This is a genomic window from Puniceibacterium antarcticum (assembly GCF_002760615.1).
Classification (GTDB): Bacteria; Pseudomonadota; Alphaproteobacteria; order Rhodobacterales; family Rhodobacteraceae; genus Puniceibacterium; species Puniceibacterium antarcticum.
This window is the reverse complement of record NZ_AWWI01000100.1, coordinates 157,621-178,559: the sequence shown is the minus strand read 5'-3', so window position 1 is coordinate 178,559 and position 20,939 is coordinate 157,621. Positions and strand designations below refer to the sequence as shown.

At 62.6% G+C, this 20,939-nt stretch carries 17 protein-coding genes; 13 read left to right on the top strand and 4 right to left on the bottom strand.

From position 1 onward, the window contains the following. Positions 1 to 47 precede the first annotated feature (47 nt). The 4 genes from fabZ to lpxB are packed head-to-tail and all read left to right on the top strand — an operon-like array spanning position 48 to position 3,340. Positions 48 to 509 (top strand): 3-hydroxyacyl-ACP dehydratase FabZ, encoded by a 462-nt coding sequence (gene fabZ / locus P775_RS14505; RefSeq protein ID WP_099911651.1) that lies wholly within the window; start codon positions 48 to 50, stop codon positions 507 to 509. Then, the gene (lpxA, locus tag P775_RS14500; RefSeq protein ID WP_099911650.1) at positions 506 to 1,288 is read left to right on the top strand and encodes an acyl-ACP--UDP-N-acetylglucosamine O-acyltransferase; all 783 of its coding nucleotides are present in this window, start codon (positions 506 to 508) and stop codon (positions 1,286 to 1,288) included. The genes fabZ and lpxA overlap by 4 nt, the downstream gene beginning before the upstream one ends. A gap of 4 nt (positions 1,289 to 1,292) precedes the next feature. Beyond that, the gene (locus P775_RS14495) at positions 1,293 to 2,180 is read left to right on the top strand and encodes an LpxI family protein (protein WP_099911649.1); all 888 of its coding nucleotides are present in this window, start codon (positions 1,293 to 1,295) and stop codon (positions 2,178 to 2,180) included. Next, complete coding sequence (gene lpxB / locus P775_RS14490) at positions 2,180 to 3,340, top strand: lipid-A-disaccharide synthase (RefSeq protein ID WP_099911648.1); 1,161 nt, start codon at positions 2,180 to 2,182, stop codon at positions 3,338 to 3,340. Before P775_RS14495 ends, lpxB begins: the two co-directional genes overlap by 1 nt. A 70-nt stretch (positions 3,341 to 3,410) precedes the next feature. Here the strand turns inward: lpxB and P775_RS14485 are convergent, their stop codons facing one another. After that, a complete protein-coding gene (locus tag P775_RS14485; protein ID WP_099911647.1) occupies positions 3,411 to 4,061 on the bottom strand; it encodes an invasion associated locus B family protein in 651 nt (216 codons plus the stop codon). 585 nt (positions 4,062 to 4,646) lie between these two features. Here P775_RS14485 and P775_RS14475 point away from each other — a divergent pair. Beyond that, positions 4,647 to 6,179 carry a helicase HerA-like domain-containing protein gene (locus tag P775_RS14475; protein WP_099911684.1) on the top strand — a complete coding sequence of 511 codons (1,533 nt, stop codon included), beginning with the start codon at positions 4,647 to 4,649 and terminating at the stop codon, positions 6,177 to 6,179. 235 nt (positions 6,180 to 6,414) lie between these two features. Here the strand turns inward: P775_RS14475 and P775_RS14470 are convergent, their stop codons facing one another. The 3 genes from P775_RS14470 to P775_RS14460 all read right to left on the bottom strand — a co-directional run bounded on the left by P775_RS14470 (position 6,415) and on the right by P775_RS14460 (position 8,856). Continuing rightward, positions 6,415 to 7,206: an ABC transporter permease gene (locus P775_RS14470; RefSeq protein ID WP_099911645.1), complete on the bottom strand. Its 792-nt coding sequence runs from the start codon at positions 7,204 to 7,206 to the stop codon at positions 6,415 to 6,417. Next, positions 7,203 to 7,925: an ABC transporter ATP-binding protein gene (locus P775_RS14465; RefSeq protein ID WP_099911644.1), complete on the bottom strand. Its 723-nt coding sequence runs from the start codon at positions 7,923 to 7,925 to the stop codon at positions 7,203 to 7,205. The genes P775_RS14470 and P775_RS14465 overlap by 4 nt, the downstream gene beginning before the upstream one ends. 175 nt (positions 7,926 to 8,100) lie before the next feature. Then, entirely contained in the window at positions 8,101 to 8,856 is a 756-nt protein-coding gene (locus P775_RS14460) for an SDR family NAD(P)-dependent oxidoreductase (protein ID WP_180287448.1), read from the bottom strand. Between the two features lie 105 nt (positions 8,857 to 8,961). Here P775_RS14460 and P775_RS14455 point away from each other — a divergent pair, with 105 nt between their 5' ends. The 8 genes from P775_RS14455 (at position 8,962) to P775_RS14420 (ending at position 20,615) form a co-directional block, all read left to right on the top strand. Then, positions 8,962 to 9,474: an SRPBCC family protein gene (locus tag P775_RS14455; protein ID WP_099911643.1), complete on the top strand. Its 513-nt coding sequence runs from the start codon at positions 8,962 to 8,964 to the stop codon at positions 9,472 to 9,474. Between the two features lie 71 nt (positions 9,475 to 9,545). Beyond that, positions 9,546 to 10,031, top strand: a complete 486-nt coding sequence (locus P775_RS14450) for a (2Fe-2S)-binding protein (RefSeq protein ID WP_099911642.1) — start codon at positions 9,546 to 9,548, stop codon at positions 10,029 to 10,031. A 90-nt stretch (positions 10,032 to 10,121) separates the two neighbouring features. Then, positions 10,122 to 12,497 (top strand): xanthine dehydrogenase family protein molybdopterin-binding subunit, encoded by a 2,376-nt coding sequence (locus tag P775_RS14445; protein WP_099911641.1) that lies wholly within the window; start codon positions 10,122 to 10,124, stop codon positions 12,495 to 12,497. Positions 12,498 to 12,594: 97 nt separating this feature from the next. Beyond that, positions 12,595 to 13,386: an FAD binding domain-containing protein gene (locus P775_RS14440; protein ID WP_099911640.1), complete on the top strand. Its 792-nt coding sequence runs from the start codon at positions 12,595 to 12,597 to the stop codon at positions 13,384 to 13,386. 126 nt (positions 13,387 to 13,512) lie between these two features. Further along, the gene (locus tag P775_RS14435) at positions 13,513 to 14,208 is read left to right on the top strand and encodes a fumarylacetoacetate hydrolase family protein (RefSeq protein ID WP_099911639.1); all 696 of its coding nucleotides are present in this window, start codon (positions 13,513 to 13,515) and stop codon (positions 14,206 to 14,208) included. Positions 14,209 to 14,326: 118 nt separating this feature from the next. After that, complete coding sequence (locus tag P775_RS14430; protein ID WP_099911638.1) at positions 14,327 to 15,685, top strand: phospholipase D-like domain-containing protein; 1,359 nt, start codon at positions 14,327 to 14,329, stop codon at positions 15,683 to 15,685. Next, a complete protein-coding gene (locus tag P775_RS14425; protein WP_099911637.1) occupies positions 15,685 to 16,407 on the top strand; it encodes an endonuclease/exonuclease/phosphatase family protein in 723 nt (240 codons plus the stop codon). The genes P775_RS14430 and P775_RS14425 overlap by 1 nt, the downstream gene beginning before the upstream one ends. 563 nt (positions 16,408 to 16,970) lie before the next feature. Further along, positions 16,971 to 20,615, top strand: coding sequence for a vitamin B12-dependent ribonucleotide reductase (locus tag P775_RS14420; RefSeq protein ID WP_099911682.1), 3,645 nt, complete (start codon positions 16,971 to 16,973; stop codon positions 20,613 to 20,615). Positions 20,616 to 20,939: the final 324 nt, after the last annotated feature.

Genomic DNA, 20,939 nt, shown 5'->3' with positions numbered 1-20,939 from the left:
GATTGCTAGGCACAAAAGGCCGGGCAGCCAAAAGCAAAGGACACCACATGACCGACACCCTGAAAAGCGCAGATATCCAGCTGATCCAGCGGATTCTGCCGCATCGTTATCCGTTCCTTCTGGTGGACCGGGTGGTCGAGATTGATGGGACGTCCTCGGCTTTGGGGATCAAGAATGTCTCGATGAACGAGCCGCATTTTCAGGGTCACTTTCCGGGCACGCCGATCATGCCGGGGGTGACGATCGTCGAGGCGATGGCCCAGACTTCGGCCGTGATGGTTGGTGTGACGCTGGAGTTGGCCGACAAAGAAATGCTGATCTATTTCATGGGCATCGATAACTGCAAGTTCCGCCGCAAGGTGGTGCCGGGGGATCAGCTGAAGATGCGTCTGACCACCCTGCGCGGTAAGGCAGGCGGCAAGGTCTGGAAGTTTAAGGGTGTGGCGGAGGTTGACGGCGAGCTGGCCTGTGAGGCGGAATTCACTGCGATGATGGACCTGCCGAAATGAGCGAAATTCATCCCAGCGCCGTGATCGAGGACGGGGCCATCATCGGGGATGGTTGCGTGATCGGACCGTTTTGCCACATCGGCCCAGAGGTCCGTTTGGGCGCCGGGGTGACGCTTAAAAGCCACGTGGTGATCACTGGTGACACGGTGATTGGTGAGGGCTGCACCATCTATTCCTTTGCCGTGATCGGCGAGGTGCCGCAGGATCTGAAATTCAAGGGCGAGAAGACCCGGCTTGAGGTCGGCGCGCGCAACCGAATCCGCGAACATGTGACCATGCATGCGGGCACCGGCGCCGGCGGCGGAGTGACCCGCGTCGGCGATGACGGGCTGTTCATGGCGGGCTGTCATGTGGCGCATGATGTGCAGGTGGGCAACCGGGTCATTCTGGTCAACTCTGTCGCGCTGGCCGGACATTGCATCATCGAGGATGATGTGATTGTCGGCGGGCTGTCGGGTGTGCATCAATGGGTGCGCATCGGGCGCGGCGCGATCATCGGCGCGGTCACCATGGTGACCAATGACGTGATACCCTACGGTCTTGTGCAGGCTCCGCGCGGTGTGCTGGACGGGCTGAACCTGGTCGGGCTGAAACGCAAAGGTGTGTCGCGCGCGGATATCACCGCGTTGCGGGCCGCATTCCAGATGCTGGCGCAGGGCGAGGGATCGTTCCAGGAGCGCGCCAAGCGGCTGGGGGATGAAACGCAAAGCGATTATGTGCGCGAAATCGTCGCCTTTATCCTGGCTGATTCCGATCGTCATTTCCTGACCCCGGGCTGACGCGGTGCTTGCGCTGATCGCAGGGCGGGGCGCGCTGCCCGCCGCAGTGGCCGGGGCGCAGGAAATGCGGCCCCTTGTCTGCACGCTGGACGGGTATGCGCCGGACGGACTGGCGGCGGATGTGACCTTTCGGCTTGAAACGCTGGGGTCCTTGCTGGCCGAGCTGCACCGCCGCGGGATCACTCAGGTTTGCCTGTGTGGATCGATCCGACGGCCCGAGATTGATCTGTCCCAGATTGACGATTTGACCATGCCCCTTGTGCCGGTGCTGCGCGATGCGCTGCGCGCGGGCGACGACGGTGCGCTGCGCGCGGTCATTGGCCTGTTCGAGGCAGAGGGGCTGGAGGTACTGGCCGCCCATCAGGCAGCGCCGGATCTGCTGATGTCTGCGGGCAGTCCCACCAAACTGCAGCCCCCCGAGGGCAGCGAAGGGGACGCCTATGCCGGAGACCTTGCCCTGGCCGCCATGGGGCGGGCCGATCTGGGGCAGGCCTGCGTGGTGATAGAGGGGCGCGTTGTGCTGCGCGAGGATGATGCCGGCACCGATGCGATGCTGGCGCGGTTGCGCGAGGTGCCGCCCGCTGAGGGTGGTTCTGATCCGTTCAGCTGGGCGCTGGATACCGCGGGTGATATTCTGGAGGGCGCGGCGGACTGGCTGTCGGGCACCGATGGACAGCGGCGTGGCCTCTTGTTTAAGGCGCCCAAGCCTGGGCAGGACCGGCGCGCCGACCTTCCGACCGTTGGCCCCGACACGGTGGCCGGTGTGGCGCGTGCCGGGCTGGCGGGCATTGTGATCGAGGCGGAGGGCGTGATCGTTCTGGACCGCGCGCGGATGCTGGCGGATCTGGACCGGGCGGGGCTGTTCCTGTGGTCGCGAGAGGCGGGTCGCTGATGCGGGTCTTTGTCATTGCAGGTGAGCCGTCGGGCGACAAGCTGGGTGCGGCGCTGATGATGGGGCTGCGCGAGATCGGGCCAAAGGATCTGAGCTTTCGCGGGATCGGCGGGCCGCGGATGATCGAGCAGGGGCTGCAAAGTCTGTTCGACATGGACGAAATTTCGGTCATGGGAATTTCCGAGATACTGTCGCAATATCGCAGCCTGAAACGCCGGATCCGTGAAACGGCAGAGACAATCATCGCCGAAAAACCCGATGTGCTGATCACCATTGATCTGCCGGAATTTTCGCTGCGGGTCGCCAAGCTGGTAAAGGCGTCGAGCAACATTCGCGTGGTGCATTACGTGGCGCCCACCGTCTGGGCCTGGCGTCCGGGACGCGCGGCCAAGATGGCGGCGCATGTGGATCAGGTGCTGGCGCTGTTCCCGTTCGAGCCGCCCTATATGGAAGCCGCCGGGATGCGTTGCGATTTTGTCGGCCATCCGGTGGTGACGGATCTGCAGGCTGAGGCCGGGGATGTAGCGCGGTTCCGCGCGGCGCAGGGGCTGGGCGATGCGCCGATGATGCTGGTTCTGCCGGGATCGCGCCGGTCCGAGGTAACGCGGCTGGCGCCGGTGTTCGGGGAGGTGGTGCGCATCGTGGCGCAGTCCCGTCCCGATCTGCGCTTTGTGCTGCCGGCGGCAGCGCCCGTGGCGGGGCTGGTGCAGGAGTTCGTGGCCGACTGGCCCGGCAACCCCATCGTGCTGGATCCGCGTGAGACGTCGGGTGATGCGGCGCTGGAAAAGCGCAGCGCCTTTGCGGCGGCAGATCTGGCGCTGGCGGCGTCGGGCACCGTGTCGCTGGAGCTTGCGGCGGCGGGCACGCCGATGGTGATTGCCTATGACATGAACTGGATCAGCCGCCAGATCATTGGCCGGTTGCTGAAGGTGGATACGGTGACGCTGGTCAATCTCGTGTCCGAAACCCGGGCTGTGCCGGAATTCATCGGCAAGGATTGCCTGCCCGGCCCGATCGCACAGGCGCTGCTGCGGGTGCTGAATGCACCACAGGATCAGGCGCGGGCGATGGCGCTGACGATGGACAGGCTGGGTCTGGGAGGAGAGTCGCCAGGCATTCGGGCGGCGCGGGCCGTGCTGGACGGCATCAAGGCGTCGTGACGGTCTGGCTGTCGTGACGGGATGCTTATCTTGACGGTCGGGGCGCGAAACCGCCCCGACCGAGGATCACTTACTGCTTGATCGAGGTGATCTGGTCGTAGGCGGCGGTGAATCCGCTGAGCGACATGTCCAGCGTCACCTTCTGATCCGGCGCAAGGGCGGGAACGATGGTGACCTTGCCGGCGACGCCAGCCTTGAACGCGGCCATTTCGGCAGAGGTGAAGCCGACGCGGGCGTAGCAGCCGACCTGCGTGCAGAACGAGAAGTCATAGCGTTTGGCCGGGCCTGTATCGACGGCGATGGTCAGTTTTTGTGTCAGAAGCGTTTCCAGCGGCACGACGAATGTGGCGCCAGCGGCGACTTCGGAGCTTCCATCAACCTTGAACAGGCTCACTTCGGCAACGTTGGAGCCTTTGCCGTCTTTCAGCAGCTGATACATCTGGCAGGGCTCTTCGCCCTCTTCGACCTTGAGGCACTGAACATCCCAGGCGCCGGACTTGTTCTTGGTGTAAGTCTGGTCGGCCTGAGCGGCATTTGTCGCCCCGGAATCGGCAGGCTCACCTGTGTCGAGCACATTGTTCGGCGGCACTTGCGCAGCTTCGGGGGTGGCTGGAGACGTTGCAGCAGGCGCATCCGCAGCGGGGGCCGCCGTGTCCTGAGCCCAAGACATGGGCGCCGCAAGAATGGCCAGAGTGGAAAGAAGAAGAATGGATCGTGTCATCAGGTAAGCTCCTCGAGCCCGGTCAGTATTATATCTGGCGGTTACCACGGTCGGGGTGGAGTGTCAGGCGCAAACTGAGCACGTTATCGCTAGGAACGGCAAAAAATTGCGCGCAGGCCGTGAGGGAAAAGGAATGGCGGCGCGAAAAAGAAAAGGGGCCATGCGGCCCCTTTCCCCTCGTCTCTCCCTGTCGGACCGGCCGACTATTTTATGATCGCAAAGTTACGAGAACTGCCTGAACCGGTCAACAGGGATTCTTTCGATATGACAGCCACATGACGCGGATCAGAGTCAGTGTGGCGTCACAAGGACCCCTTAGAGGTATTTTTGGAAATATAAATCTTCCTTTGGTTGTGTCGGACGCAGGTGGCCAGTCTGGCGGGGCGCGTGTTTGCGGCCTGATCCTTGCGCAAACCCGACGGTTGCGAAAAAAAAAAAGCCGCGCCCAAAGGCGCGGCCAGTCTGACAGGGAGGAAGTCCGCCCGATCCCAAACAGGACATGTGGCACCGGACTTTTTTCAATCTGACAGAGAATGGTTAAAAGACTATGCTGCTGCAGGGCAGAGCGAAGAGGATCCGCAGGGCATAGCTGGGGCAATCTATATCGGTGGTGGCGGGGCGCGGCAGGACGATCCGCAGGGGCTGCGCCTGAAATATGCCAACCGTCACCGTCTGATCGCCGGGGCGACCGGGACTGGCAAGACCGTAACCCTGCAGATCCTGGCAGAGGGGTTTTCGGCCGCTGGCGTGCCGGTGTTTTTATCCGACGTCAAAGGGGATCTGTCCGGGCTCGCCGCTGCGGGATCGCCGCTGTCCAAGCCCCATACATCCTTCAGCGAACGGGCCGCGACGATCAGGTTTGAGGGCTATGCCTACAGCGCCTTTCCGGCGACCTTCTGGGATCTCTTCGGAAAGCTGGCGCATCCGGTGCGCACCACCCTGGCCGAGATGGGGCCGCTGCTGATCTCTCGGCTGCTGGAATTGTCCGAGGCGCAGGAGGGCATCCTGAACGTCGCCTTTCGCCTGTCGGATGAAGAGGGGCTGGCGCTGCTTGACCTTAAGGATCTGCAGGCGCTGCTGGTCTGGGTCGGGCAAAACCGTGAGGCGCTGTCGCTGCGCTATGGCTATATTTCGATCGCGTCCGTGGGGGCGATCCAACGGCGTCTGCTGGTGCTGGAAAATCAGGGCGGCGCGCAGCTGTTCGGGGAACCTGCTCTGGACCTTGCGGATCTGATGCGGGTGGGTGCGGACGGGCGCGGGCAGATCAACATTCTGGCGGCAGAGGCGCTGATGGCTGCGCCCCGGTTGTATGCGACGTTCCTGTTGTGGCTGCTGTCGGAATTGTTTGAGGAATTGCCGGAGGTTGGTGACCCGGAGCGCCCGAAACTGGTGTTCTTTTTCGACGAGGCGCATCTGCTGTTTGACGATGCGCCCAAGGCCCTTGTGGACAAGGTCGAGCAGGTGGCGCGGCTGATCCGATCCAAAGGGGTGGGCGTGTATTTTGTGACGCAAAACCCTGATGACATCCCTGAGGATGTGCTGGGGCAGCTGGGCAACCGGGTGCAGCACGCCCTGCGGGCGTTCACGGCGCGCGACCGCAAGGCGCTGCGCATGGCCGCAGAGACCTATCGCGAGAACCCGGCCTTTGACACGGAAACAGCGATCCGAGAGGTGGGTGTGGGAGAGGCTGTGACCTCTTTTCTGGAGGACAAGGGCGTGCCCGGCAGGGTGCAGCGCACGCTGATCCGCCCGCCGTCGTCGCAGTTGGGTCCGCTGGATCAGCAGGTACGAGCGGCGCTGATCGCAAGGTCTGATCTGGGTCGAAAGTATGACCGCATGCTGGACCGGGAGTCGGCCTATGAGATACTGGCTGCGCGAGCGGTGCTGGCGGCAGAGGCTGTATCAGCGGAGCCTTTCGAAGAGGGTGGAACGCGGGAATATCGTGCAGCCCGGCGGTATTCCGGGTCCCGCAGGGACGGCGCAACGGAGCCGGTGCGGCGCAGGCAGGCATCGGGATTTGGCGAAGCGATGGGGCGCATGGTGATGAAGGAGCTGACCGGCACCACGGGGCGGCGGATCGTGCGCGGGATCCTGGGGGGCCTGTTCCGGGCGCGTTGATTTATTGGAACGGTGATTTTCGGGCACGGTGATGTTTGAGCAAGGTGAGCTTTTGGCGCTGCATTTTTTTTTGAGCTCAGAGGGGGCTGTCTGCCCCCGCCTGGCCTATGGCCAGGCCCCCCGAGGATATTTTGGGGCAGATGAAACCGGGGACCTGCGGCGCAGAACGGGACATGGCACCCATATGGGTCGCGTATGGAAACCGTATGGCTGGGGATCTGATTCGGTGGGCGGTTTAGCCCTTGCGGTTGGTGAGGCCGCGCGCGGGGTCATAGCCCCAGAGGGCGAGCGCCATGAAGACACATGTGGCAAGCAGGGTCCAGAGCAGCGCGCCGAGATTGAACTGCAGATAGAGTGCGAAGCGGATCAGTTCGACTGCATGGGTAAAGGGGTTCACGGCGCAGATGTCGCGTAAGGTCGAGCTGCTTTCGGCCATCTTCCAGAGCGGGTAGAGCGCGGAGCTGAGGAAGAACATCGGGAAGATCACGAAGTTCATCACACCGGCGAAATTTTCCAGCTGTTTGATGAAGCTTGAGAGCGCAAGGCCGAGCGTGCCGAGCATCAACCCCGAAATCAGCAGCGCGGGCAGGGCGGCGAGATAGCCGAGCGGCGTGGCCTCGATCCCGAAGAGATGGGCGATGATCAGGAAGGTGTAGACCTGCAGCACCGAGATCAGCGTGGAGCCGAGCAACTTGCAAAACAGCAGCCAACCACGCGGCAAAGGCGCGGTGAGCAGCAGGCGCATCGAGCCGGTTTCGCGGTCATAAACCAGGCTGAGCGAGCTTTGCATTCCGTTGAACAGCAGGATCATGCCGCAGAGGCCCGGGATGATATAGGTCTCGTACGTGATGTAGGTCTGATAGGGCGGGATGATGGACAGGCCCAGAGCGGCGCGAAAGCCGGCGGCGAAGACCAGCAGCCAGACCAGCGGGCGCACGAGGGCGGCAACGAAGCGTTCGCGCTGATGCACAAAACGCAGGGCTTCGCGCAGGGTGATAGCGCGCAGGGCGGTCAGGTACGGTTTCATGCCGGGATGCCCGTGGTGGCGAGGAAGTAGTCCTTGAGCGGGGCATCGCCGCGCAGAGCGGCGCAATCCCCCTGCGCCCTGATGCGGCCCTGATGCAGGACCACCAGCTGATCAGTATCGAACACCTCATCGGTGAGGTGGGTCGCCCAGAGGACAGTCAGGCCTTCTTCGGCACACAGGCGGTGGACGTGGTCGGTGATCGACTGGCGGGCGGCCGCATCGAGGCCGACGGTGGGTTCGTCGAGCAGTAGGACAGAGGGCGCGTGGATCAGGGCGCGGGCGATTTCCGTGCGGCGGCGGTGGCCGCCGTTGAGGTTGCGGGCCTTTTCATGGGCACGATCGAGGATCTGCAGCCGCTCAAGCGCGTGGTCGATGCGCGCGCGGGCGTCGCGCCCGGAAAGTCCGTGCAGCGCGGCGAAGTAATTGAGATTCTGGCGGATTGTGAGGTCGAGGTCCAGCGTCGGGGACTGGAAGACAACGCCCATCTTTTGCAGCGCCTGCCGGGGCGTTTTCGCCATGTCGAACCCGGCGATGCGGATCGTTCCATCGCGGGTGGTGAACAGGCGGGTGAGAAGGGAGAACAGCGTGGATTTGCCCGCGCCATTGGGGCCCAGCAGGGCGGCAAAGCGGCCCGGTGCCACGTCGAAGGAGACATCGCTGAGCGCCCGCTTTGTGCCATAGCTGTAGCTGAGTGATGTGACCGAGAGGCCTGTGCTCATCCCGCATTCCCTTGTGTCGCCAAGGCGTTGCGGAGCTTGCGGGTTATCGCCCCGCATCCGCCGCGCTTTGGAGTGACCATAGAGGCGGGCGGCGGTTTGGCAAACCGGAAAACCCCGGCCCGGCTTGCGACTTTCGGAGCGGCCCGCTGTTTGTCGCCAGCAAGGCCGCCGCCGGTCAGGTGTGCTGGCCGCCGTTGATCGGGATTTCGGTGCCCGTGACATAGGAGGACAGTTCGCTTGCCAGAAAATAGACCACTTCGGCGACTTCTTCGGGGCGGCCGAGGCGTTTCATCGGCACCTGGCTTTCCACCAGCTCATCCGTGCCGGGCGACAGGATCGAGGTCTGGATTTCGCCCGGTGCGACGGTGTTGACGCGCACACCGGAATTGCCCAGCTCATGCGCCAGTTCGCGGGTAAAGGCGGAAAGACCGGCCTTTGAAATCGCATAGGCGGCACCGGCAAAGGGATGCACGCGGGAGGCGGCGATGGAGGAGATGTTCACGACAGAGCCACCGGCCTGGCGCAGGGGGTCCAGCAGTTCCTGACAGAGGATGAAGGGGGCAACGAGGTTGACGTGCTGCACATCAAGGAAGGTGGCGATGGGCGTCTTGATCGCGCTCATCCTTGCGCCATCGGGGGCTTTGGGGGAAATGCCGGCGTTGTTGATCAGCGCGTTCAGCCCGCGCCCGTCCAGCAGTTTTTTCAGATCGGCAGCGGCGTCCAGCACCGACTGGGTGTCAGCGAGATCAACCTTGAGGTGCTGCACGATTCCATCGGCCCAGGGGCAGACTTCGGAAAACGGTGTGCGGGCGAGAGTGATCACATCCCAGCCGTTCTTGTAGAAATGCCGCACGATGGCATGGCCGATGCCACGGCTGGCGCCGGTGACGGCGACGACGGGTTTGGTGTCTGATCCAGAGTTCAGCGGCATTGGGGTCTCCTGAACGGCGGTGATGCCTGCGTTCGTAGGCCATTGGTCTAATATATCGGATGTGTCAGACTGCATAGGCTGCGACCAGAGAAAAGGACGGCACCCATGAAAATGAGCGATTCCCGAGAGATCAAGGCCGCGCCCGAGGTGGTGTGGGCCGCCATTCTGAACCCCGAGGTTCTGAAGGCCTGTGTGCCGGGCTGCACCGACATGAGCGGCAGCGCCGATGAGGGGTTCGAGGCGGTGGTGACCCAGAAGGTCGGGCCGGTCAAGGCGACCTTCAAGGGGGTTGTCACAATCTCGGACAGGGATGAACCCAACAGCCTGAAACTGTCAGGAGAGGGCAAGGGCGGCGCTGCCGGTTTTGCAAAGGGCGGCGCTGAGGTGCGCATGGAGCCGTCGGAAAACGGCACTTTGCTGAGCTATGATGTCGAGGCGAGCGTGGGCGGCAAGCTGGCGCAACTGGGCAGCCGGATCATCGACGGTTTTGCCAAGAACATGGCCGACAAGTTCTTTCAGAACTTTCAGGAAGCGGTCGAAGGCCCTGCTGACCCGCAAGAGGCACCCGAAACCGATGACGGCAAGAAAAAGGGCTGGTTCAAACGCATGGTCTCCTAAGAGGATATCTGCGGAACTGCGGCACTGGAACGATACAAAACCAAATTTTGAGAAATCTACGGGAGGGTTTCATGGCTAAAGTGGCAATGACGGTAAACGGGAAATCCGTGAGTCGCGAGGTTGAGGGGCGCACCCTGCTGGTGCAGTTCCTGCGCGAGGATCTGCGCCTGACGGGCACGCATGTGGGCTGTGACACGAGCCAGTGTGGTGCCTGCATCGTACATGTGAACGGCGAGGCGGTGAAATCCTGCACCATGTTCGCAGCCGAGGCCGAGGGTGCCGAGGTCACGACAATCGAGGCGATGGCCAATGAGGACGGATCGCTGAACACCGTGCAGCAGGCGTTTCAGGATTACCATGGGTTGCAGTGCGGGTTCTGCACACCGGGCATGGTGATGTCGGCGACGGCGCTGCTGAAGGAGAACCCAAAGCCGAGCGAGCAGGAGATCCGGGATTACCTGGAAGGGAACATCTGCCGCTGCACCGGCTATCACAACATCATCAAGGCGATCATGGCGGCCAGCGGGCAAGAGATGCCTGCGATGGCAGCCGAGTGATCTGAGGGGGCGCGGAGGCGGGGGCATCCCCGCCCTGCGGGAGGTTTGCAAGGCGGGGGTGACCCTGCCGATCCTGAGGGAGGAATTACAATGCCAAAAGATACGGCGAGCCATACCGGCATCGGCGCCAGCACCAAGCGGCGCGAAGACGTCCGGTTTCTGACCGGCAACGGCAATTACACCGACGACATCAGCGTCTTTGGTCAGGCCTATGTGCATTTCCTGCGGTCTGACGTGGCGCACGGGCGGATCACCAGCATCGACACTTCGGCAGCTGAGGGAATGCCGGGGGTGGTCAAGATCTTCACTGGCAAGGATTTCGAGGCTGTCGGCAGCATCCCCTGCGGCTGGCAGGTGACCGACCGCCACGGCGCCGTGATGAAAGAGCCGCGCCATCCGGTGCTGGCCTATGGCAAGGTGCGCCATGTAGGCGATCCGATTGCCGCGATTGTGGCGGATTCGCTGGCCGAGGCGCGCGATGCGGCAGAGGCGATTGTCTATGACATTGAAGAGCTACCCGCCGCCGTCAATATGAAGGACGCGCTGAAGGATGGCGCACCGCTGGTGCATGACGATCTGTCGGACAACCTGTGTTACGACTGGGGGTTTGTCGAAGAGAACAAAGGCGCCGTCAACGAGGCGATCAAGACCGCCGCGCATGTGACGACGCTGGAGCTGGTGAACAACCGTCTGGTCGCGAACCCGATGGAGCCGCGCGTGGCGGTGGCCGAGTGGAACAAGTCCAACGACGAATACACGCTCTACACCACCTCGCAGAACCCGCATGTGATCCGCCTGCTGATGGGTGCCTTTGTGCTGGGCATCCCCGAGCATAAGCTGCGCGTTGTGGCCCCGGACGTGGGCGGCGGTTTCGGCACCAAGATTTTCCACTATGCCGAAGAGGCGTTTTGCACCTTTGCGGCCAAAGCCTGCAAGCGGCCGGTCAAGTGGACCTCGACCCGGTCAGAGGCGTTCATGTCGGACGCACATGGGCGTGACCATGTGACGAAGATCGAGCTGGCGCTGGACAAGGACAACAACTTTACCGCGATCCGCACCGAAACGCTGGCCAATATGGGGGCGTATCTGTCGACTTTTGCGCCGTCGGTGCCCACATGGCTGCATGGCACGCTGATGGCGGGCAATTACAAGACGCCGAACATCTATGTGAACGTGAAGGCGGTGTTCACCAACACCGTGCCGGTTGATGCCTATCGCGGTGCGGGCCGTCCAGAGGCGACCTATCAGTTGGAGCGCGTCATCGACATGGCCGCGCGCGAGCTGGGCGTGGATCCGATTGCCCTGCGGCGTCAGAACTTTATCACCGAGTTTCCCTATGCCACACCCGTGGCGGTGGAATATGACACCGGCGATTATCCCGCGACGATGGACAAGCTGGAAGAGATTGCTGATCTCGCCGGGTTTGCGGCGCGCCGCAAGGAGAGCGAGGCCAAGGGCAAGCTGCGCGGTCTGGGCGTGAACTGCTATATCGAGGCTTGCGGCATCGCGCCGTCCAACCTTGTGGGGCAGCTGGGCGCGCGGGCGGGTCTGTATGAATCTGCAACCGTGCGGGTGAATGCGACTGGCAGCATCAGCGTGATGACCGGCAGCCACAGCCATGGGCAGGGGCATGAGACGGCATTCCCGCAGGTGGTGGCCGAGATGCTGGGGATTGACGCCAGCATGATCGACATCGTGCATGGGGATACGGCGCGGGGTCCGATGGGCATGGGCACCTATGGCTCGCGTTCGCTCGCGGTTGGTGGTTCGGCCATGGTGCGCGCGACCGAGAAGATCATCAACAAGGCCAAGAAGATCGCGGCGCATCTGATGGAAGCGAGCGAAGGCGACATCGAGCTGAAGGATGGTCAGTTCACCGTTGCGGGCACGGATAAATCCGTCGCTTGGGGGGATGTGACGCTGGCCGCGTACGTGCCGCACAACTATCCTCTGGACGATATCGAACCGGGGCTTGAGGAGACGGCGTTTTACGATCCGAGCAACTTTACCTATCCGTCCGGCGCCTATGCTTGCGAGGTCGAGCTGGACCCCGAGACCGGCAAGGTGACAATCGAGCGGTTTTCGGCAGCGGATGATTTCGGCAATATCATCAACCCGATGATCGTGTCGGGCCAGGTACATGGCGGAATCGCGCAGGGGATCGGGCAGGCCTTGCTGGAAAACTGTGCGTATGATGAGAACGGTCAGCTGCTGAGTGCGTCCTATATGGATTATGCGATGCCGCGCGCTGCGGATGTGCCATTCTACGCGGTGGATCATTCCTGCCAGACGCCCTGCACCCACAATCCGCTGGGGGTGAAGGGCTGTGGAGAGGCTGGCGCCATTGGCTCTCCGCCTGCTGTGATCAATGCGGTGATTGACGCGCTGAATTCCGGTGGGCACAAGGTGGCGCATATGGATATGCCCGCATCGCCGTCGCGGGTCTGGGCCGCGATGCAGGGCTGAACTGAGAGGGCGGAACCGGGGGCGCTGCCCCCGGACCCCCGGGATATTTATGGGCAGATGAAGGCCAAGCGGTCGGATCTGGTCTGGAGGACGAGACATGTATGCATTCGAGATTGAACGGCCCACCACGCTGGCAGATGCCGTGGCGGCACTGGGGCGCGAAGAGGCGCAGGCGCTGGGGGGCGGTCAGACGCTGATTCCGACGCTGAAACAGCGGCTGGCGATGCCATCGGTTCTGGTGAGTCTGTCGGGCATTGCCGAAATGCGGGGGGTCAGTGTCAATGATGCCGGCCTGCTGTGCATCGGCGGCGGGACCACGCATGGAACGGTCGCAAAAGAGGCGGCGGCACACTATCCGGGGCTCGCGGATCTGGCGAGCCATATTGGCGATCCGGCGGTGCGCAACCGGGGCACGATTGGCGGCTCACTTGCCAACAATGATCCCTCGGCCTGTTATCCGGCGGCGGCGCTGGCGTCGGGGGCGACCATCGTCACCAACACGCGCGAGATTACGGCGGATGACTATTTTCAGGGCATGTTCACCACGGCGCTGGAAGAAGGCGAAATTGTCACCGAGGTGAAGTTCCCGATCCCCGAGGTGTCCTGCTACATCAAGTTCGAGCAGCCCGCGTCGCGCTTTGCGCTGGTCGGGGTGTTTGTGGCGAAGTCTGCCGACGGGGTGCGTGTGGCGGTGACGGGGGCGTCGAACAACGGCGTGTTCCGCTGGAGCGAGGCCGAGGCGGCGCTGTCGTCCGAGTTCTCTGTCGGTGCGCTGGACGGGCTTTCGGTGGCGTCCGATGACATGATCGCGGATCTGCACGGATCGGCGGCCTACCGCGCGCATCTGGTGGGTGTGATGACCAAGCGGGCGGTTGCCGGCGCAAAGTGATCTGAGCGGAACGTTCCAGACGCCCCTTGCCGCGCTGCGGGCCGGGGGCGTTTTGTTGTATACGGGGGCTGGTCATTTTGCCTGCCTTGGGCAAATGTCTGGGGCAGCTATAGCCGGAGGTGCCCCGTGGCGTTTGTCTTCCCCCCCTTGCCGCAACCTGCCTTGCCCGTGACGGGCAGCAATGATCTGTATCCCGTCGGGCGGATCTTTTGTGTCGGGCGCAACTATGCCGCCCATGCCGCCGAGATGGGCAATGAGGTCGACCGCGAGGCGCCGTTCTATTTCACCAAATCCTGCCATCATCTGGTGCAGAGCGGGGCCAGCTGTGCCTATCCGCCGGGCACGGCAGATTATCATCACGAGATCGAGCTGGTTGTCGCGCTGAGCGGCGATCTGTTCCGGGCCGAGGCTGCGGACACCTGGGCGGCGGTCTATGGCTATGGCGTGGGTCTGGACATGACGCGGCGGGATCTGCAGGCAGAGGCCAAGGCGGGGCGGCGGCCCTGGGACATCAGCAAGGATATCGAGGGCGGCGCGGTGATCGGTGCGCTGACGCAGCGTGCGGGCTTTGGCGAGATGGGTGATCAGCGCATTGCGCTGTCGGTGAATGATGCGCTGCGCCAGGAGGCAGTGCTGTCGGATATGGTCTGGGCGGTCGATGCGCTGCTGGCGCATCTGTCGGGGCTGTATCATCTGCGCGCCGGGGATCTGGTGATGATGGGCACACCGGCCGGGGTTGGCGCCGTTGTGGCGGGGGACCGGCTGGAGGGGGTTGTCGATGGGCTTGACGGTGTGTCGCTGACGCTGGGGGACGCAGAGTAGCCACAGGGCAGACCCTCTGCTGCAGCGCATCCTTGCGTTGCGCACACTGGCCTTGCCCCTTAGGGTGACGGACCTGCCTGGGGCAGGGTTCCTTGACACACCAGCGCCGGAATAGACTGTGACATACTGGATCGAAGCCCATTTTGCCGTCGTGTTCGGCGTGACGCTGACCATTGTGGCGGCGGTGATCGTGTTGCAGCAGCGGCGCACGCCGCAATCGACCGCCGCCTGGCTGTGTTTCATGCTGCTGGCGCCTTACCTTGCGCTGCCGCTGTTCCTGGGCCTTGGGTTTCGCAAGAGCGGGCGGCGGTTTCCGGCGATCTGCTTTCACCGCGTCCCGGGAGACGGTGTGCCGGTCAATGAACTGGACAGCCTGTTTGCCCATTACGGCGTGCCGCCCTCATCGGATGGTAATGCCCTGCGCCTGATCGCAGATGGTCAGGACTGCTGGGAGGAGGTGCTGGAGATTGTGCGTTCGGCCAAGGAGACGCTGGACATCACCTATTATCTGATTGCCGATGATGCGGTCGGGCGGGCTTTTGTCGAGGCGCTGAGCGAGCGGGTGCGTGCCGGGGTGCGGGTGCGGTTGATCATCGACCGGCTGGGTGGGTTCTGGCGCCCGGGCAAGGCATTGGCCGCCTATCGCCGGGCCGGGGGGCTGATGCATGATTTTTCGCCCCTGATACAGGCCCCGGCCAAGGGGCATCTGAACCTGCGCAATCACCGCAAGATGATCGTGGCCGATGGGGCGCGGGTGTTTTCGGGTGGGCGCAATATTGGCGGGGAATATCTGGGGCCTGAGGCGGATGCAGGGCGCTGGCTGGATCTGTCCTTTGCGGTGGAGGGGCCGGTGGTGCAGACCTTTGCCGATATGTTCGAATCCGACTGGTCGGCGACGGGGCGCGAGGATGTGCCAAGCGCGGTGCGCGTGACGCCGCGCGGGACATCGCATGTGCAACTGGTGCCCTCGGGTCCGGATCTGGTGGATGATCCGATGCATGACGGGCTGGTGCGCGCGATCCACGCGGCGCAGGACCGGATCTGGCTTGTGACGCCCTATTTCCTGCCGACCGATCCCTTGTCCCATGCGCTGATGATCGCGGCGCGGCGCGGTGTGGATGTGCGTATCCTTCTGCCGGAAAAATCGAACCAGAAGATCGCGGATTTTGCCCGGGGCGGGTATCTGCGCGGGCTGGCGGCGGCGGGCTGTCGCATCCTGCGGTATCAGGGTGGCATGATCCATGCCAAGGCCTGGGTGATCGACGGATCCGCCGCCGTGGGATCGGCCAATCTGGATGTGCGCAGCATGTTGCTGAACCTTGAAATGATGTTGTTCGTGCATGATGCCGACACAGTGGCCAAGGTCGAGGCGTGGTTTCGCGGCCTGTTGCCGGTCTGCAAGCAGGGCGTGCACAGGGCGGGGCTGGGGCGGCGGCTGATTGAAGGTGTCTTTCGTCTTGGAGCACCGATCCTGTGATGAGTGAAACCAAAACCGATTTCCGCATCGCCAGCTACAACATCCGCAAGGCCATGGGCACCGACCGGCGGCGTGATCCGGACCGGGTGATGTCGGTGATTTCCGGACTGAAGGCGGATATCGTCATCCTGCAGGAGGCGGATCTGCGGCTGGGTGCGCGCAAGGCGGCGCTGCCGCGCCAGCTGATCGAGGCGCATACCGGGCTGGTGCCGGTGCAGCTGGCGCGCAGCGCGGTCAGTCTGGGCTGGCACGGCACCGCCGTTCTGGCGCGGCCCGGGATCGAGGTGCGCAATGTGGTGCATCTGGATCTGCCGGGGCTGGAGCCACGCGGTGCCGTGATCGTGGATCTGCAGCTTGAGGCGGGGCTGTTGCGGGTGGTGGGCACCCATCTGGGCCTGTTGCGCCGGTCGCGGCGCCAGCAGGTGTCGCATATCAGGGCGGCGCTGACGGCGCTGCCGCGCTGTGCCACGCTTCTGGCGGGGGATCTGAACGAGTTCTCGACCTCGGTCGGGCTGGGGCGGCTGGTGCCGACCTTCACTATTCACACGCCGGGGCGCACCTTTCATGCGCGCCATCCTTTTGCCGCGCTAGATCGGTTTGCCACCAATGACATGGTGCGGCTGAACAGCATGGGTGTGGTGCAGGATGCGGTGACGGCGCTGGCGTCGGATCATCTGCCGATCTGGGCACAGGGCGTTCTGGCGCCTGGCGCAGAGGGCTGAACGAAAGCCTTGGTGATTCTCAGTTAACCTGCGAAATTCCTGACAGAATTGTGAAAAACCTACATCTTTTGTTAACTTTTACCCGATCCAAGGTGTTTTCGCGTGGAATTCCGCAGCGGAAGCTTTGGCGCAAAGGCTGTATAGGCGGCAGATTGCCGGCCTGTGGACAGGGTGTGAACAAGGTGTGGAGAACCGGGTGATATGCCGGGAATTCCCGTTTGTTTTCCGTGTGCGCCGCCTGTGTATAAGTCGCGATCTACCCCATACCTATGTGATAGCCCCCGGGGTCAACACCAAATATAGTGTGAATTGTGTGAAAATTTCGTTGACCCCTGCGGACAATGTGAGCGAGATTGCGGGGGCCGGGCACCACGCCACAAGAGGTTGTGGTTGAACTGCGCAGGGGTACAGACCGCACATGTCACAGCGCAGGAAGAGCCTGCAATTCCGCCATCAAAGAGCGGGAGACGGCCGGTTTTATCCCGCGACAGGGCGCACGCCATGGCGCAACCGCGCCGGGGCAGCGGCGAGCGATGGAACAGCTGGTTATTGGGGCAGAGAACATGAAAATCGAAAGAAAATTCACCAAATCCGGTCAGGACGCCTATGCCGAGATCGACTTTGTCTCAACCTTGTCCGAAATCCGCAATCCCGACGGCACCATCGTCTTTCACCTCGACAATGTCGAAGTGCCCGCGCAATGGAGCCAAGTGGCGAGCGATGTCATCGCGCAGAAATATTTCCGCAAGGCGGGTGTGCCGGTTGCCCTGAAAAAGGTCGCTGAAAAGGATGTGCCCGAGTTTCTGTGGCGGTCGGTCCCGGCCACGGCGACGACCCCGACCACGGGCGAGACATCGTCCAAACAGGTGTTTGACCGGCTGGCAGGCGCCTGGGCCTATTGGGGCTGGAAAGGGGGCTATTTCACCACCGAGGCCGACGCGCAGGCCTATTACGACGAAATGCGCCATATGCTCGCGACCCAGCGCGCCGCGCCCAACAGCCCGCAATGGTTCAACACCGGGTTGCACTGGGCCTATGGCATCGACGGGCCGTCGCAGGGCCACTATTATGTGGACTACAAGACCGGCAAGCTGACCAAGTCGAAATCGGCCTATGAGCATCCGCAGCCTCACGCCTGCTTTATCCAGTCGGTCAAGGATGATCTGGTGGGCGATGGCGGCATCATGGATCTGTGGGTGCGCGAAGCGCGTCTGTTCAAATACGGCTCTGGCACCGGGACCAACTTTTCCAGCTTGCGCGCCGCAAACGAGCCGCTGTCGGGCGGTGGCAAATCCTCTGGCCTTATGGGGTTTCTCAAGATCGGTGATCGCGCGGCGGGGGCGATCAAATCGGGTGGCACCACACGCCGCGCGGCCAAGATGGTGATCATCGATGCGGACCATCCGGATATCGAGGAATTCATCAACTGGAAGGTCAAGGAAGAGCAGAAGGTTGCGAGCATCGTCGCGGGCAGCAAGATGCACGAGCAGAAGCTGAACCTGATCTTTGGCGCGATCCGTCAGTGGGACGGCATGGCCGAAGATGCCTGTGACCCCAAGACCAACGCGGCGCTGAAGGGCGCGATCCGCGAGGCCAAGAAGGTTGCGATCCCGGAAACCTATGTCAAGCGCGTGCTGGATTATGCCAAGCAGGGTTACAGCGCGATTGAATTTCCGACCTATGACACCGATTGGGATTCCGAGGCCTATGCATCCGTGTCCGGTCAGAATTCCAACAACTCGATCCGGGTCACCGATGCCTTTCTGAAGGCCGTGAAGAACGATGCTGACTGGGAGCTGATCCGCCGCACCGATGGCACGGTCGCCAAGACCATCAAGGCGCGGGATCTTTGGGAGGATGTGGGGCATGCAGCCTGGGCCTGCGCTGATCCGGGCATCCAGTTTCACGACACGGTGAATGACTGGCACACCTGCCCCGAAGACGGCGCGATCCGCGGATCGAACCCCTGTTCGGAATATATGTTCCTAGACGACACCGCCTGCAACCTTGCGTCGATGAACCTGCTGACCTTCCTCAAGGGCGGGGTATTCCAGTCCGAGGATTACATGCATGCCACACGTTTGTGGACGCTGACGCTGGAAATCAGCGTGACCATGGCACAGTTCCCGAGTCGGGAGATCGCGCAGCGGTCCTATGATTTCCGCACGTTGGGTCTGGGGTATGCGAACATCGGCGGCTTGCTGATGAACATGGGCTTTTCCTATGACAGCGACGCGGGTCGCGCACTGTGTGGTGCGCTGAGTGCAATCATGACCGGTGTGGCCTATGCCACCTCGGCCGAGATTGCCGGAGAGCTGGGTGCCTTTGCGGGGTATGAGAAGAACAGGAAACACATGCTGCGGGTGATCCGCAATCACCGCCGCGCGGCGCATGGTGCGGCGACGGGCTATGAGAAGCTGGCCACCAAGCCGGTGCCGCTGGATCACAAGCGCTGCCCGGATCAGACGCTGATCCAGCTGGCGAAATCCACTTGGGACGAGGCGCTGCGTCTGGGTGAGGCGCATGGTTATCGCAATGCGCAGACCTCGGTCATTGCGCCGACGGGCACCATCGGTCTGGTGATGGATTGCGACACCACGGGGATCGAGCCGGATTTTGCGCTGGTGAAGTTCAAGAAGCTTGCCGGTGGCGGCTATTTCAAGATCATCAACCAGTCGGTTCCGGCAGCATTGGAAAAGCTGGGGTATCCGTCCAGCCAGATCGAAGAGATCGTGGCCTATGCCGTCGGTCACGGCACCCTCGGCAATGCGCCGGGGATCAACCACACCTCGCTGATCGGGCATGGCTTTGGTCCCGCACAGATCGAGAAGATCGAAGGCGCGCTGGCCTCGGCCTTTGACATCCGGTTTGTGTTCAACCAGTGGACGCTGGGCGAAGCGTTCTGCACCGGTGTGCTGGGCATCCCCATGGAGAAGCTGAACGATCCGACCTTTGATCTGCTGCGCCACCTTGGCTACAGCAAGCGCGAGATCGAGCTGGCCAATGATCATGTTTGCGGCACGATGACCCTGGAAGGGGCGCCGCATCTGCGGGTGGCGGACTATCCGATCTTTGACTGCGCAAACACCTGCGGCAAGAAGGGCAAGCGGTATCTGGGGGTCAGCAGCCATATCCACATGATGGCGGCGGCGCAAAGCTTTATCTCGGGCGCGATTTCCAAGACAATCAACATGCCCAATGATGCGACGATCCTCGATTGCCAGAGAGCGTATGAGCTGAGCTGGTCGCTGGGGGTCAAGGCGAATGCGTTGTACCGCGACGGATCGAAGCTGTCGCAGCCGCTGGCCTCTGCTCTGGTCGAGGATGATGACGAGGCGGCCGAGGTTCTGGAAAGCGGGTCCGCCCATGAAAAGGCGGCGGTGCTGGCACAGAAGGTTGTCGAGAAGTTCATCGTGAAAGAGATCGCGCGCGGCCGTGAAAAGATGCCGGAGCGGCGCAAGGGGTATACGCAGAAGGCGGTGATCGGCGGTCACAAGGTCTATCTGCGCACGGGGGAATATCAGGACGGCACCCTGGGCGAGATTTTCATAGACATGCACAAGGAAGGGGCGGGGTTCCGCGCCATGATGAACAACTTTGCCATCGCGGTGTCGGTTGGTCTGCAATACGGCGTGCCGCTGGAAGAGTTCGTGGATGCCTTTACCTTTACCAAGTTCGAACCGGCCGGCATTGTGCAAGGCAATGACAGCATCAAGAATGCGACCTCGATCCTTGATTATATCTTTCGCGAGCTGGCGGTGTCCTATCTGGACCGCACCGATCTGGCCCATGTGAAACCGTCCGGTGCGTCGTTTGACGATCTGGGCCGGGGCGAGGAAGAGGGCGTGTCCAACGTCAAGGAAATCTCGCCGACGGCGGCGTCGCGCAGCCTTGAGGTGCTGAAACAGATCAGCTCGACCGGGTATCTGCGCAAGCGTCTCCCGCAGGATCTGGTGGTGTTGCAAGGCGGCATGGCGGATTCCGTGGCCACGCTGAACACGCTGATGCCGCAGAGCACAGCGGCTGTGGCCTATGCGAGCGCGCCGAGGGCTTCGGTTGCCAGCGGCATGGCGATGAACGCAGTGTCGCGGGCCAAGATGCAGGGCTATGAGGGCGAGGCCTGCAACGAATGCGGCAACTACACCCTGGTGCGCAACGGCACCTGCATGAAGTGCAACACCTGCGGCGGCACGTCCGGCTGTAGCTGAAGAGATTGAGATGCGGGGCCGGATTGTTTCTGCGCAGATGCAACGCCTGAACAGGAAATAAAATTGGGGGGCTGGTGCGCCCGCCCCCCATATAAGTGATCCAGCCGGATCCTGTGTCACAGGTGTGGCGCGCTCCTGGAACCAGATCATGCAAACCTGGGGCGCCTTTTGGGCGCCCCTTTTTCTGTGCGGGCGCTTTGCGCGGCCTCTGCGCAATCGTCTGGTCAGCGGTCAATGGTACGTGTTCCGGGTTGCCGTTGCAGTTACCCCACGGCAGCTGTTCCGATTGCCGGCTTGACCCTGTGGGCTGAGGGTTCAAGTATC

Coding starts and splice junctions, on each gene's coding strand:
- P775_RS14425 (WP_099911637.1), top strand. CDS start 15,685: ATGAGTGAAACCAAAACCGATTTCCGCATCGCCAGCTACAACATCCGC.
- P775_RS14420 (WP_099911682.1), top strand. CDS start 16,971: ATGAAAATCGAAAGAAAATTCACCAAATCCGGTCAGGACGCCTATGCC.
- fabZ (WP_099911651.1), top strand. CDS start 48: ATGACCGACACCCTGAAAAGCGCAGATATCCAGCTGATCCAGCGGATT.
- P775_RS14485 (WP_099911647.1), bottom strand. CDS start 4,061: ATGACACGATCCATTCTTCTTCTTTCCACTCTGGCCATTCTTGCGGCG.
- P775_RS14445 (WP_099911641.1), top strand. CDS start 10,122: ATGCCAAAAGATACGGCGAGCCATACCGGCATCGGCGCCAGCACCAAG.
- lpxA (WP_099911650.1), top strand. CDS start 506: ATGAGCGAAATTCATCCCAGCGCCGTGATCGAGGACGGGGCCATCATC.
- P775_RS14455 (WP_099911643.1), top strand. CDS start 8,962: ATGAAAATGAGCGATTCCCGAGAGATCAAGGCCGCGCCCGAGGTGGTG.
- P775_RS14465 (WP_099911644.1), bottom strand. CDS start 7,925: ATGAGCACAGGCCTCTCGGTCACATCACTCAGCTACAGCTATGGCACA.
- P775_RS14460 (WP_180287448.1), bottom strand. CDS start 8,856: ATGCCGCTGAACTCTGGATCAGACACCAAACCCGTCGTCGCCGTCACC.
- P775_RS14440 (WP_099911640.1), top strand. CDS start 12,595: ATGTATGCATTCGAGATTGAACGGCCCACCACGCTGGCAGATGCCGTG.
- lpxB (WP_099911648.1), top strand. CDS start 2,180: ATGCGGGTCTTTGTCATTGCAGGTGAGCCGTCGGGCGACAAGCTGGGT.
- P775_RS14450 (WP_099911642.1), top strand. CDS start 9,546: ATGGCTAAAGTGGCAATGACGGTAAACGGGAAATCCGTGAGTCGCGAG.
- P775_RS14470 (WP_099911645.1), bottom strand. CDS start 7,206: ATGAAACCGTACCTGACCGCCCTGCGCGCTATCACCCTGCGCGAAGCC.